Source organism: Paenibacillus sp. IITD108 (genome assembly GCF_036541265.1).
Classification (GTDB): domain Bacteria; phylum Bacillota; class Bacilli; order Paenibacillales; family Paenibacillaceae; genus Pristimantibacillus.
In genome coordinates this window covers 1-12,802 of the sequence record NZ_JAZHCT010000019.1, presented here as the reverse complement: position 1 = coordinate 12,802, position 12,802 = coordinate 1, and the positions used below count along the sequence as shown (strand labels likewise).

At 45.0% G+C, this 12,802-nt stretch carries 10 protein-coding genes; 9 read left to right on the top strand and 1 reads right to left on the bottom strand.

The window, feature by feature from the left end; all coding sequences use genetic code 11:
* Nucleotides 1-9: 9 nt before the first annotated feature.
* The 7 genes from V1L65_RS16970 to V1L65_RS16940 all read left to right on the top strand — a co-directional run bounded on the left by V1L65_RS16970 (nucleotide 10) and on the right by V1L65_RS16940 (nucleotide 8,657).
* The gene (locus tag V1L65_RS16970; RefSeq protein WP_331700400.1) at nucleotides 10-912 is read left to right on the top strand and encodes an ABC transporter permease; all 903 of its coding nucleotides are present in this window, start codon (nucleotides 10-12) and stop codon (nucleotides 910-912) included.
* A gap of 32 nt (nucleotides 913-944) precedes the next feature.
* Nucleotides 945-1,955, top strand: coding sequence for an ABC transporter ATP-binding protein (locus V1L65_RS16965; RefSeq protein WP_331700399.1), 1,011 nt, complete (start codon nucleotides 945-947; stop codon nucleotides 1,953-1,955).
* On the top strand, nucleotides 1,948-2,964 hold the full coding sequence (locus tag V1L65_RS16960; RefSeq protein ID WP_331700398.1) for an ABC transporter ATP-binding protein: 1,017 nt from the start codon (nucleotides 1,948-1,950) through the stop codon (nucleotides 2,962-2,964). Before V1L65_RS16965 ends, V1L65_RS16960 begins: the two co-directional genes overlap by 8 nt.
* A gap of 12 nt (nucleotides 2,965-2,976) precedes the next feature.
* Nucleotides 2,977-3,363, top strand: coding sequence for an OsmC family protein (locus V1L65_RS16955; RefSeq protein WP_331700397.1), 387 nt, complete (start codon nucleotides 2,977-2,979; stop codon nucleotides 3,361-3,363).
* 89 nt (nucleotides 3,364-3,452) lie between these two features.
* Nucleotides 3,453-4,214: a DeoR/GlpR family DNA-binding transcription regulator gene (locus tag V1L65_RS16950; RefSeq protein WP_331700396.1), complete on the top strand. Its 762-nt coding sequence runs from the start codon at nucleotides 3,453-3,455 to the stop codon at nucleotides 4,212-4,214.
* Nucleotides 4,215-5,778: 1,564 nt separating this feature from the next.
* Nucleotides 5,779-7,665 (top strand): tetratricopeptide repeat protein, encoded by a 1,887-nt coding sequence (locus V1L65_RS16945; RefSeq protein ID WP_331700395.1) that lies wholly within the window; start codon nucleotides 5,779-5,781, stop codon nucleotides 7,663-7,665.
* 17 nt (nucleotides 7,666-7,682) lie between these two features.
* Complete coding sequence (locus V1L65_RS16940; protein ID WP_331700394.1) at nucleotides 7,683-8,657, top strand: hypothetical protein; 975 nt, start codon at nucleotides 7,683-7,685, stop codon at nucleotides 8,655-8,657.
* Between the two features lie 118 nt (nucleotides 8,658-8,775).
* On the opposite strand, the gene V1L65_RS16935 is transcribed toward V1L65_RS16940, so the two are convergent.
* Nucleotides 8,776-10,542 carry a glycoside hydrolase family 35 protein gene (locus tag V1L65_RS16935; RefSeq protein WP_331700393.1) on the bottom strand — a complete coding sequence of 589 codons (1,767 nt, stop codon included), beginning with the start codon at nucleotides 10,540-10,542 and terminating at the stop codon, nucleotides 8,776-8,778.
* A 163-nt stretch (nucleotides 10,543-10,705) separates the two neighbouring features.
* Here V1L65_RS16935 and V1L65_RS16930 point away from each other — a divergent pair, with 163 nt between their 5' ends.
* A complete protein-coding gene (locus V1L65_RS16930; RefSeq protein WP_331700392.1) occupies nucleotides 10,706-11,608 on the top strand; it encodes an AraC family transcriptional regulator in 903 nt (300 codons plus the stop codon).
* A gap of 18 nt (nucleotides 11,609-11,626) precedes the next feature.
* Nucleotides 11,627-12,562: a M15 family metallopeptidase gene (locus V1L65_RS16925; RefSeq protein WP_331700391.1), complete on the top strand. Its 936-nt coding sequence runs from the start codon at nucleotides 11,627-11,629 to the stop codon at nucleotides 12,560-12,562.
* Nucleotides 12,563-12,802: the final 240 nt, after the last annotated feature.

Below are 12,802 nucleotides of genomic sequence, written 5' to 3'. Positions count from 1 at the left end.
GGGGTCACAATGATTACAGCTCAGGAGAAAGAGCATATCGCACAAATAAGTAAAAAGCTTAAGCAAGAGCAGCGTTCATTAGGACTTCTCCGACTAAAATCTAATCGCGGATTGATAATAGGCGGATCAGTATTTTTGCTGCTTGCTGTTTTAGCTATATTGGGCCCGATTCTAGCATCCTACGGTCCTTATGATATGAAGGTGGTCGACCGCTTAAAGCCGCCAAGCGGCGCGCATTGGCTGGGGACAGACGAGTTCGGCAGAGATTTGCTGACTCGAATATTATATGGCGCGCGGGTTTCAATAAGCGTAGGGCTCGTTGTAGCATTAATCTCCTCGCTGCTGGGGCTTGTCATTGGAGTCTACGCGGCTTACTATAGAATGCTGGATCATATATTAATGCGCATATCTGATGGATTGACGGCTATACCCGGCATACTGCTGGCGATTGCTTTAATGGCTGCGCTCGGGGCATCGGCTACTAACGTGATTATTGCGCTGACGATCGTTTTTACCCCCAATATTGCCCGCGTTGTACGCTCTACAGCTCTTGTCGTGCGGGAGCAAACCTATATTGAAGCGGTGATGGCGCAGGGAGCCAGCGATTCGCGAATCATATGGCGTCATATTGTGCCGAATACCTTATCGCCATTACTTGTGCAAGCGACCTTTGTATTTGCCGAGGCAATTATTTCGGAGGCAGCTCTAAGCTTTCTGGGAGCCGGGATTCCAGCGCCCGAGCCGAGCTGGGGAAATATTTTACAGGCCAGCAAGCTTGTTATTTATAAAGCCTGGTGGATGCTTGTCTTCCCGGGCGTAATGATTGTTTTGTCCGTTCTTAGCTTGAATCTGCTTGGAGACGGACTGCGCGATCAGCTTGATCCGCGCTTGAAGCAAAAAATTAAGAAGTAATCAGCTGATCAAACAGGAGGTGTTGGCATACGATGAGCGGACAGACTCTTTTGGAAGTCAAGCATTTAAAAACGCATTTCCATACCGACCGCGGCAAAGTGACGGCAGTCAATGACGTTAGCTTTACGATGGATAGGGGCGAAATTGTCGGCATAGTTGGAGAGTCCGGCTGTGGAAAAAGCGTAATGTCCCAGTCGATTACGAGGCTGCTTGATCATACGGATGCTATTTCATATGAAGGCCAGGTTATATTCGATCAGCAGGATTTATTCAAGCTTTCCCCTGCTAAAATGAGAGCGATTCGCGGCGATGATATATCGATTATTTTTCAGGATCCGCTGACCTCGCTTAATCCTGTTTATACAATCGGCAATCAGTTGGAAGAGGTTATTCGCCTGCATCAGAAAAAATCAAAAAAAGAAGCGCGTCAAAAAGCGGTAGAAATGCTGCGTCTAACAGGCATTCCGGCGCCGGAGCAGCGCGTGCACGAATATCCGCATCAGCTGTCAGGCGGCATGCAGCAGCGCGTGATGATTGCGATGGCACTGGCTTGCGAGCCTAAGCTGTTGATCGCAGACGAGCCGACAACCGCGCTGGATGTTACCATTCAAGCGCAAATATTGGATCTGATTGTGGAGCTGAACCGCAAGCTGGGCATGGGCGTTTTATTTATTACGCACGATTTGGGTGTGGTAGCGGAGATATGCACGAGCGTTAAGGTTATGTATTTGGGCCAAATTGTTGAGGAAGCGCAGACGGAGCATTTATTTCAAAGACCTCTGCACCCTTATACCCAAGGTCTTATCAAATCTATTCCAAGGCTCAACGGGAGCCGCAATGAGAAGCTTCATGTTATAGAAGGCACAGTCCCCTCGCTTGCCAATATTCCGCAGGGCTGCAGCTTTGCAGCAAGATGCCCATTTTCGGATGACAAATGCCGCAGCCAGCAGCCGGTTATGGAGCAGGCGGCAGATGGACACCGGGTTAAATGCTGGCATTATAAAGAGATAAGCAGTGTGAAGGGAGGAGAGGCAGTTGGCTGAGAAAGCAATAGGCTTAGATTATGCTGTCTCTGCGGCAGAGCCGCTGCTTGACGTCATTTCGCTTCATAAGCAGTTTCCGGTTTACAGTCCTTTTGGCAAAATTTTTGGCGCAAAAGCGTTTGTGCACGCTGTATCGGATGTATCTTTTCAGCTGTATGAAGGTGAAACCTACGGACTAGTCGGCGAATCCGGTTCGGGAAAAAGCACGATCGGACGTACAATTCTTGGGCTTACTCCGGCCAGCTCGGGCCAGGTGCTATACAAGAAGCAGGATTTGGCTGCAATGCGAAAGGGCGATCTGAGGAAATTCCGGAAAGATATTCAGATGGTATTTCAAGACCCCTTCTCTTCCTTGAATCCGCGCAAAAGAATCGGTGCTATTTTGGAAGAAGCTTTAATTATTCATAATCAAGGCAATCAAGTAGAGCGCCAGGAGGCTGTATTCCGTATTTTACAAACGGTCGGACTGCAGGCTGAGCATTATTTTCGTTTCCCGCATGAATTTTCAGGCGGCCAGCGTCAGCGTCTGGGGCTTGCCCGCGCGCTTATTATGAATCCAAAAATCATCGTTTGCGATGAGCCGGTGTCCGCTCTGGATGTGTCAATCCAGTCGCAAATATTAAACCTGTTGAAGCAGCTGCAGCGCGATCTGAAGCTGACGCTATTATTTATTACTCACGATATCAGTGTCGTACGGTATATATCTGATCGGATCGGCATTATGTATTTAGGAAAAATTGTAGAGGAGGCTGCTACAGATCAATTGTTCAGCAACCCCGTTCATCCTTATACGAAGTCGCTATTTTCTGCTGTGCCCGGATTTTCCGGTAAGAAGCTGAAGGAACGCATCATTCTCAAGGGCGAAATTCCGTCCCCTCTTTCGCCGCCATCTGGCTGTGTATTTCATACGCGCTGCCCTTATGCGACAGAACGGTGCAAGACTGAAGTGCCTGGCTTAACGAATATTGCCAGCAATCATAAGGCTGCCTGTCACCTTATTTCAACTTAGGAGTGAATAATTATGACAATCATTAATATAGAAAATGGCCAGAACCGCATATACAATGACGCAGGCTTTCAAATAATCGGCAGCACGGCCCCTAATTCAGAAGGTCTATCGCCAAGAGAGCTGCTGGAGGCTGCGCTCGGCCTATGCGTATCGATTACGCTGCAAAAAATAATCGAAAGAGACGGCTTGGAGTATGACAAGTCGGAAATAAGCATTAAGGTGTTGGCAGTAAAGGCAGCAAAAGCGCCAAGCCGCTTCTCCAAATTCATTGTGCATACGACCCTCCCTTCAGGGCTTGATCTTGCGTATAAAGAGCAGCTGAAAGAGGAAGTAGAGAAAACTTGCACGATTAGCAATACCTTGCATTTGGGAGCCGATATAGAGCTGGTCGAGGTATAAAGAAGTTGGTTAGCTTGCAACATTGTGCATGCTATGAGCGATAGAGAAATGGGTGAGAAGTGAATCGGCTGACAGAGGAGGGGGTTAATTTGGCGAATATCGATAGAAAGAAAGAAATTATACTGCTGCTGGAAAATGGCGAGGTTGCCAAGGTTGCACAAATGAGCAAGCGGTTCGGCGTAACTGAGGAAACGATTCGCCGTGATCTGGATGCGCTTGAAAAGGAAGGCCATTTGATTAGAACGCACGGCGGCGCCATCTTAAACCGCAAGGAAGGTACGGAGCTGCCATTGCTTCAGCGAGAAGGAATCAATCTCGGGGAAAAGCGGAAAATCGGCTTTTACGGCGCGTCTTTAGTGGAGGAAGGCGACGTTATTTCCTTGGATGCCAGCACAACCTGTCTTCTGCTTGCCAAGCAGCTGCTTGATATCGATATTACCGTAATTACCTATTCTGTACCGATCGCGTACGAGCTAGCGAGGAAAAGCAGGATTAGAGTTTTTCTGATCGGCGGATACGTAGACCGCCAATCATTAGCCAATACAGGCGCCGCTGCTGAAAAAATGATCGAGGGCTATCATGTTGATAAATGCTTTATTTCCTGTAAAGGGTTTGATTGGAAGCGAGGCATTAGCGAGCCTTATGAATCTCAATCTCAAATAAAGCGAAAGATCATGCACATTTCGGAGCAAATCATTCTACTTGCGGACAGCCACAAATTTCAAAAGAAATCATTAATCCGTTTGGCTGGCCTCGAAGAAGTAGATATTGTAGTTACTGATTCGGCCATACCTCATTTGTTTTTGGAAGAAGCAGTCAACAATAACATAGAAGTAATCGTGACGAAGTAGCATCATTGGACAAGGACAAGGACAAGGACAAGGACATGGACAGGCTGAGCACCTTGGGTTGCTTAGCCTGTTAACGTGTAAAGCTCAAAACTCTACAACTACAACCCTATGCGTGTCCGCGCACCTCGAAACAACTCAATGTATATGAAATTTCATACACAATACGCTGAAATGCCCCAAAAAACACAATTGTATATGAAAATTCATACAGAACCGGACGGTGCCACCTCAAAACGGGTCAATGTATATGAAATTTCATATACAATATGCTGAAATGCCCCAAAAAACACAATTGTATATGAAAATTCATACAGAATAGGTCGGCGTCACCTCAAAACGTCTCAATGTATATGAAAATTCATACTCAATACTCTGAAATGCCCCAAAAAACACAATTGTATATGAAAATTCATACAGAACCGGACGGTGCCACCTCAAAACGGGTCAATGTATATGAAAATTCATATACAATACTCTGAAATGCTCCATAAAACACAATTGTATATGAAATTTCATACAGAACCGGACGGTGCCACCTCAAAACGGATCAATGTATATGAAATTTCATATACAATATGCTGAAATGCCCCAAAAAACACAATTGTATATGAAAATTCATACAGAATTGGTCCGCGCTACCTCAAAACGGGTCAATGTATATGAAATTTCATATACAATACTCTGAAATGCTCCAGAAAACACAATTGTATATGAAAATTCATACAGAATTGACGCGCGCTACCTCAAAACAGCCCAATGTATATGAAAATTCATATACAAAATGCTGAAATGCCCCAGAAAACACAATTGTATATGAAAATTCATACAGAACCGGACGGTGCCACCTCAAAACGGGTCAATGTATATGAAATTTCATATACAATACTCTGAAATGCCCCAAAAAACACAATTGTATATGAAAATTCATACAGAATTGGTTGGCGCCACCTCAAAACGTCTCAATGTATATGAAATTTCATACACATCACGCTGAAATGCCCCAAAAAACAAAATTGTATATGAAATTTCATACACAACCGGACGGTGCGTCCTCAAAACAGAGGTAAAACCCGCACGCTTGAAAACTTAACGGTTACAGGAAGCAGCGTTATTGGACGAGAATCCGCTCATTCTAAAATTTAACGGTTGCAGTGAGACTGTCGATTCATTGTGAGCAACTATTGATAAGCAATGAGAAAGGGGAAACGGAGAGCAAGAATGGGAAAGGAGAAGCGGTAGCGTCCGCCTTTGTAGGCTAATTTTTTCCTTTACAGGCATTGTTTATTCATAAAAATTAGACTATAACAGCGGTCGGAATCCCAATCTTGATCGCAGTGGCCCCTTTCTATTGCCTATTGCAACTATCCGCAATTAATCGACACCCTCCTCACAATCGTAAAAATATCATCGGTAAACGTGCCTGTCCAAAAGACGGGAAAGCCGTTAACGAATAAATGTATTTTGAACGCGCTCTGACTTAGTAGCATGGAACTATTTATTTTCCTATCCATTTATCTAATTACCCATGATAAAATAACTATAAACCACATAGGGGGTTAGAGGATTGACGGGGAGAAACGATCTGTGCCCTTGCGGTTCAGGGAAAAAGTATAAGAAGTGCTGTCTGCTAAAATCAAATGACCTTCAAGATAAATCCACAGTGATTAGCGATATTAGAAAAGAACTGATTCAACCCGTGCTTGGCCGAAGCATCCCCGATGCGGAGCTGCCTTTGACGCAATATGAATTAAAAAGTGGGCACCGCTCCCGCGTCTTGGGACGGCTGGACCAATTGACGCAGGAATTGCAGAGCAGCCAAGTTCGCGATGGTGCTGTGATATCGATATGCAATGAATTGTATGAGAAGCACGAGGACTTCAGTCGTACCAATACGGCATCCGTTTTAACCGCAAATGAAAACAGATTGCTGATTACAGTTGTGGAGGGAATTCTTACAGATTTTGCTTGCCTGTCCAAAGGGGCTACACCTGATTACGGCGCTATGCACGCTCTTGCCTATTTAACCTTTCAAGCTATGAAACAAGGGATATCCGATGCAACACAAATCACTAGAGCGATTGTACGGACAGATACGGGTGATACCGTTGTCGATTGGGAGCTGTTTGAAGGAAAAGAGTATGACATAGAAGACCGCATATGGATAGATATCGAGAGCAAGGACGAGCTGGAGAACCAATTCAAAATTATTCAAAATGACTGGTACGGTCTTTCTGTTCAATCCCAAAAAACTTTGGCTACGGCAATGACTTTAGAGCATACGATGGCGTCGCAGAAATCGGCGGGGCTATTGTCCTACCAAGGAATAGCAATGAGCTATCTGGGAGTAATAGAAGAGGAGCTGCGCTATATTATATTTGAAATAGAGAGCTGGTCTAATGAGAAACGGATGATGTGGCGAGATCTCTCTCATTACTGCCATACACATTCCATTCCGATTGTAAGCACATATATGCCTGATTTGGGAGCCATGCTGACAGAACTGCTGCCAATTAGAAATAAAGCGGCGCATGGCGGCTTTGTATCCAAGGAAGAGCTAGAGCAAATTAAAGGCCTGGTCCTTGAGCGAAATCTGCTTTCCTATTTGTCCTGGGCCAAAATTGGCGAAGAGCCGCAATTAAAAACGATTCGGAATGCGAGCGAGCTGGCGCATGCTCCGAAGACGAAGATTTTTCCTGAGCCTGAACAGCAGGAATGGAGCTTGAAGATCCCGCAGTTATACGAAATGAATTATTGGTTTGAACGAGCAGCAGGCATGCCGCGGCTGCAGTTCAGCTTTTCTGTTAACGATAGCGGCATGCAAGCGAGAGACGTCTTTTCTTTCTATAAGAAAGCTGCGGAAAATGGCGGTGCAGATGCGGCTTTTGTATTGGCGCAAATGTATTTTCGTGGAAGAGGAACACCTCAGGATTATAACATGGCCAAACGCTGGTATGAAGCAGCTGCCAATAAAGGCAATCGCGATGCGCAGTTTATGCTTGGAACGATGCTATTGACAGGAGAGCTTGGCGCTTCTAAGCCGCAGGAGGCATTGAAGTGGTTACTGCAAGCCGGTGAGAGAGGCCATGTTGGTGCGATCTATCAATTGACAGCTCTATATACTGAAAATAAAGAAAGTGAACATGCATGGAAGTGGACCAAGGAGCTTGCCTTGCGCGGATACAAAGCCTTTCAATTTAATTTGGCATGCAAGCTGGAGGCAGGAGACGGCGTTCATAAAAATATGGAAGAGGCCATCTATTGGTATATAAAAGCAGCACGGCAGGGCTGGACAGATGCTCAGTTCAATCTCGGCGTTCTGTATGCCGAGGGAGTGGAGGTAGAGAAAAATATATTTGAAGCGATGAAATGGTTCCGAAACGCGGCAGAACGCGGCGATGAGGAGGCGAAGACAGAGCTGAAGCAGTTGATGAGCAAGCATGCTATTAACTAAAGTAAGGAGCGAGGCGCTTGGGATTAAAAGAATATTTTATTCAGGGAGCTGCATATCAACGATCGAGAGGCTTAATGGATAGGGAGTTTGCATGGTATCGATTCGATGAAACAAGCGATGGCACGGATGAATACGACGCGCTTGAACGTTTGCTGGGGCGATATTCTAAAAATAATTCTGCGAGCAAGGATGATCTGTACGTCGAAGTCAGGATCCGTCCTACCGGCCGCAAAGGAGGGGCGCCGTTTTTCGCTGAGCAGCGGGAGGAGCATCCTTATAACAAGGGGCTGCTGTCTCGTTTCTGGATTCGCTTTACTTTGTCCGAAACGGAAGAGGAGCTGAAGCACTATGGAGAGCAATTCAATCAGTTTATTCAAAATAGCAGTTTTAGAGAAGAGTCGCTGGAACGGATGCGTCAACAATATGCGAATCAATTGCAGCATATTCGTGCCAAGAATATAAAGCCGGAGCCTTATCAATTAATCGCACCAACAGGCTCGCCTGAGAAGATAGCGGAAAGCTGCAGCAAACAGGCTGCACGCTTTTTGCGTTCATTTGGTTTTCGAGTAGCTGAATATAAAAATGAGTACGAGGTTAAAGCCTTGGACTGCCATTCCTTATATTTTGGTCATAAGCAGACGCTGATGCTTTCTGCAGTAGATCTGGTGTTTTATTGGCAAGGAATCGCCGAGACAAGGGAATTTGACGTGGAGGATATCTTTTATGATATGGGCTATGTCGTCGATAATAAAGAAAATGAGTATGTAAAGCTATTGCGGGCAAATCATTTGGCGGCATATATTATATACGATGATGCGGGAATGCCAAGTATTTGTGTGCTGAAAAAAGAGCTGAAGCATGCTCGCGACCTGCTTAGCAAGCATCAAGTAAAACTTGTTGACGACTACACAGATAGCGATGATTTCGACCGGAGAAGCGCTGGATTAGGTGATAATTACTACCACAATCTTGACAATATGTTTGAGAAATAGTTAAAGGCAGCTATCATTAATCACATGAATTCCAATTGTTATTGGCAAGCCTGGCACTTGATATGAATAAGCCGAGTCATCCTTATTCCATATTGGAACGGAGACTCGGCTTTTCGCATTATTGAAGCTCGGGTTTATCGACCAGCTTGATGCTGGCATTATTTGTTTCGTGAAGCTCAAAAATAATAATTTCATTGCTTCCTTTGTTCAATATCGGGGCAGGTATATATAACGTCTTCTGTGGACCGCGATTCCAGTAGCGTCCCAGATTAAAGCCATTAATATAGACAACGCCTTTCGTCCAGCCTTCCATATGGATAAAGGTATCGGCCGTCTCATCGATTTCAATGCTTCCTTTATAGAAGGTCGGCTGCTTCGTATTATGGTCGCCGCATACGTTAACTTGCTCCAAGCTTTGCTGAAATTGAACTTGTTCTACATTGTTGAGAGGCAAAGTATGAATTTCCCAGCCGAATAAAAATTGATTGCCCAGACGCACACCTTCTGTAATTCCTTTGCAATCTCTCAGGAGTGGTCCGTAGTTGGTCCGTCCCATATTTTCAACCAGAATGCTTAGCTTTGCTCCGCCTTCAGGGATCGCCAATTCAATCTGATTATCTTGATGATCGCGCTCAATGACCCCAATATATTCGTCATTCAAGTAAATAATTGCCCGGTCATGAACGTCCTGCAAATGGAGGACAGCTGCATTTCGCGGACCCGAAACATGCGTCGTATATAGGATAAAGCCATAATCTTGTCCAAGCTTCTCCATCGTTACAGGGAAAGCATGGCTGCTTGAAGTGCCGAGCTCATTAAGCTGGCTTAGCAGACTTGCGCTTTCACTTAGACTTACCTTGCCGTAAGCTTTTTTGGCGATAGGCTCTGGCAGTGATAGCGGCTCAAGCCCAAAGTGCTTCTCAATTACACTGCGCACCGCATAAAACTTAGCTGTTGGCTCACCGTCTTCGCTAAGTGGAACGTCATAATCATAGCTTGTAATCGTTGGTGCATACTTAGGATTGTTCGCGCCGTTGTAAAAACCGAAGTTCGTTCCTCCATGGAACATGTAGAAATTGACGGACGCGCCCAGCTTGAACATTTCGTCAAGCTCAGCTGCTACTTCATCAGAGCTGCGGGTATGATGCTCCTCGCCCCAGTGGTCAAACCAGCCGTTCCAAAATTCCATGCACATATCCGGCTTGTTCTGTTGATACTGATTCAACGCTTCGAAAGCTTCAGCAGTGCGGGAACCGAAGTTGACCGTTTCCAATACACCGTCAATCATACCGCCCTGCAGCATGAAATCCTCTGGGCCATCCGATGTGAACAACAGGACATCGATGCCTCGTGCAATCATACTGTCTCTTATATACTCCAAATATTTGGTATCATTGCCATAGCTTCCATATTCATTCTCAATCTGCATAGCGATAATCGGCCCGCCGTTTGTACAAAGCAAAGGCTTTAGCTTCGGCAGCAAAACATCGTAGTAGGCATCCACTTTTTCTAGATATGGTTTGTGGAAGCAGCGCAACACCATATCGGAATCAGCAAGCAGCCAAGCAGGCAAACCGCCGAATTCCCACTCCGCACAAATATAAGGGCTTGGGCGGACGATAACGAGCAGTCCAAGCTCCTCGGCAATTTTAATAAACTGCTCCAGGTCTGCAATCCCCTCAAAATTAAATGTTCCTTCCTGAGGCTCGTGCAAATTCCAAGGCACATAGGTTTCTACTGTATTAAAGCCGCATGCTTTAAGCTTTAACAGTCTGTCGCGCCAATACTGCGGCACAACTCGAAAATAATGAATAGCGCCTGAAATAATCGTAATCGGTTTATCGTTAAGCAAAAATTGCTTTCCCTCATAGCTGAACTTGCTCATTTGGCTCACCCCATATACAGAAATGTAGTATGCACTCATCATAAGAAATTAATTGTTCTTGAACAATTGTCAAACTATGCGATTATTTGACCATTTGTTTCGTTCGAGTGTTATACTATTAAGCATTAACAATTGTGGTCGCAAAAGGTGAAAGGATGAGAATATGGATACGGAAATTATTTTGCCGAATATGACATACACGGTTCAAATAACAGGCTGCCAATTCGCAGTTAAACCTCCTGACTGGTTGTATCCTCGCCATCATCACCACTTGTTTGAGCTGTTGTATTGCTGGGACGGGGAGGTAACGCAGTCCTCTGAGGATCAGCAGGTGACGATGAGAGCAGGAGAATTGATTTTATTGAAGCCGGGTGTAAAACATCATACCTTTAACCACTCAAATGGTTATTACAGCTTTTTTAACGTACATTTCAATATAGATGATAAGGAGCTGCGCGAGCTTCTTACAAAAAATTCATTTGAGCTATTTAGCAACGAGCAGGTGAAGCAATCTAAGCTGCTGCTATATATTAAGGAAATAGAAAGCTTGCTCCAGCTGGAGCTGCTGCGCCCAGGCAGTGTGAATAGAACAGAGCAGCAGCTTGTTATGCATTTATCTGGCGTTGATAAACTGCTTTTTCAAAATCAGCTGCTGCTGATCATTAATGAGGTTGCCATGCTATTGCATCAACAGCATCCTGCTGAGGAAGAGCAGCACGGCAAGAAGATGACGTCCAGATTACAGGTTGATGTTGCGCATGAGATGGAAGCGATGCTTCAGGATCATTTATTTTCCAAAGGCGCAGTAGCTCATATCGCACGAAAGCAAAATTTAAGCAGGAGTCAGTGCTATAAAATTTTTATGCAAGTGTACGGCATGTCGCCGCGGCAATATTTAACGCAATTAAAATTAAACAAGGCGAAGCATCTTCTGCTGGAAAGTGAAATGTCTATTGAGGATATTGCACAGCAGTTAGGATTCTCATCATTAAGTCATTTTTCCAGGCAATTTAAACGCTGGACAGGCGTGCCGCCAATGCAATATAGACCGAAGCATAAGGATTGACGGGAGATGGAACTATAGATGGAAAGAGCAAGGTCACATAAAGTATTCTTACAGTTTATTGTCATAATTATACTAGTGGCGATGTCATTTGGGCTGCTTACAGCATGCACTTCTGCTGGGCAAGAAGGGCGAAATAACGAGAAAAAGAAGACAAATATAAATTCGCCATCAGGTTATACAGGAGATATTGCGAAGGAAGACGTTCAAGAAGTATCTATTCTTGCGGATGAAGAACAGCCTTCGGAAGAAGAAGTACTTTTGGAAGAAGAAAAGCCTTTGGGACAAGAAAAACTTTTGGAAGAAGAACAACAGCCGGAACCTGGTGTTATAGTAAAAAAAGATAATCTTCCTGAAGGCTTTGTTTACCTGGACGAATATATACCGAGCGCCGAATATGTAATGGGATATTATGGCGAGCAAAATTTTGTTGGAGTTTCTATTGACGGCTATAACGCTCCTCTTGCTATTGCTACCGAGACTGCGGCAGCTGCCTTGCAGGGTGTAAGCGCAGCTGCTGAGAAGCAAGGCTATATTCTTGTTATTTACGATGCTTACAGGCCGCAAAAAGCGGTCGAGCATTTCGCGCGGTGGTCGGCCGATGAGTCGGATGTTGCGATGAAGGAGTTGTTTTATCCAAATGAAGATAAAGCAGCTTTTTTCCAAAAAGGTTATTTGGCCAAAAAATCAGGACATTCCAGAGGCAGCACCTTCGATCTTACGTTAGCCTATGCAGACACTGGCGAAGAGCTGGATATGGGCAGCCCTGTTGATATGCTGGATCGGATATCGCGATTCGATACAGGCGAAATTACGAAAGAACAGTCGGCTAACAGACAGCTGCTGAAGCAGCTGATGGTTGAACACGGCTTTAAGCCGTATAGCAAGGAATGGTGGCATTACACCCTGCAGAAGGAGCCGTTTCCGAATCAATATTTTGATTTCGATATTGAATGATGAGGAGCTGTGCAGGCGCATGGCTCTAATATTGATAGTAGGAGTCGGGCTACGTAGGTAATAAGCAAGAGTGTCAGAGAGATAAGAGTAGAACTAGAGCAGCGGCAGCGTCGCCCAAACTTGATCGTAATGTCAGCCCTATCGGTGGCTTGCTTTTCTGCCTCTCTATCCGCAATGAAGTGGTCAGTCGTTCCGCTATTACGACCAAAATCGCAGTTTTGAGGCAGCAAAGTGACAGAC

Coding starts and splice junctions, on each gene's coding strand:
- V1L65_RS16965 (WP_331700399.1), top strand. CDS start 945: ATGAGCGGACAGACTCTTTTGGAAGTCAAGCATTTAAAAACGCATTTC.
- V1L65_RS16925 (WP_331700391.1), top strand. CDS start 11,627: ATGGAAAGAGCAAGGTCACATAAAGTATTCTTACAGTTTATTGTCATA.
- V1L65_RS16935 (WP_331700393.1), bottom strand. CDS start 10,542: ATGAGCAAGTTCAGCTATGAGGGAAAGCAATTTTTGCTTAACGATAAA.
- V1L65_RS16970 (WP_331700400.1), top strand. CDS start 10: ATGATTACAGCTCAGGAGAAAGAGCATATCGCACAAATAAGTAAAAAG.
- V1L65_RS16955 (WP_331700397.1), top strand. CDS start 2,977: ATGACAATCATTAATATAGAAAATGGCCAGAACCGCATATACAATGAC.
- V1L65_RS16930 (WP_331700392.1), top strand. CDS start 10,706: ATGGATACGGAAATTATTTTGCCGAATATGACATACACGGTTCAAATA.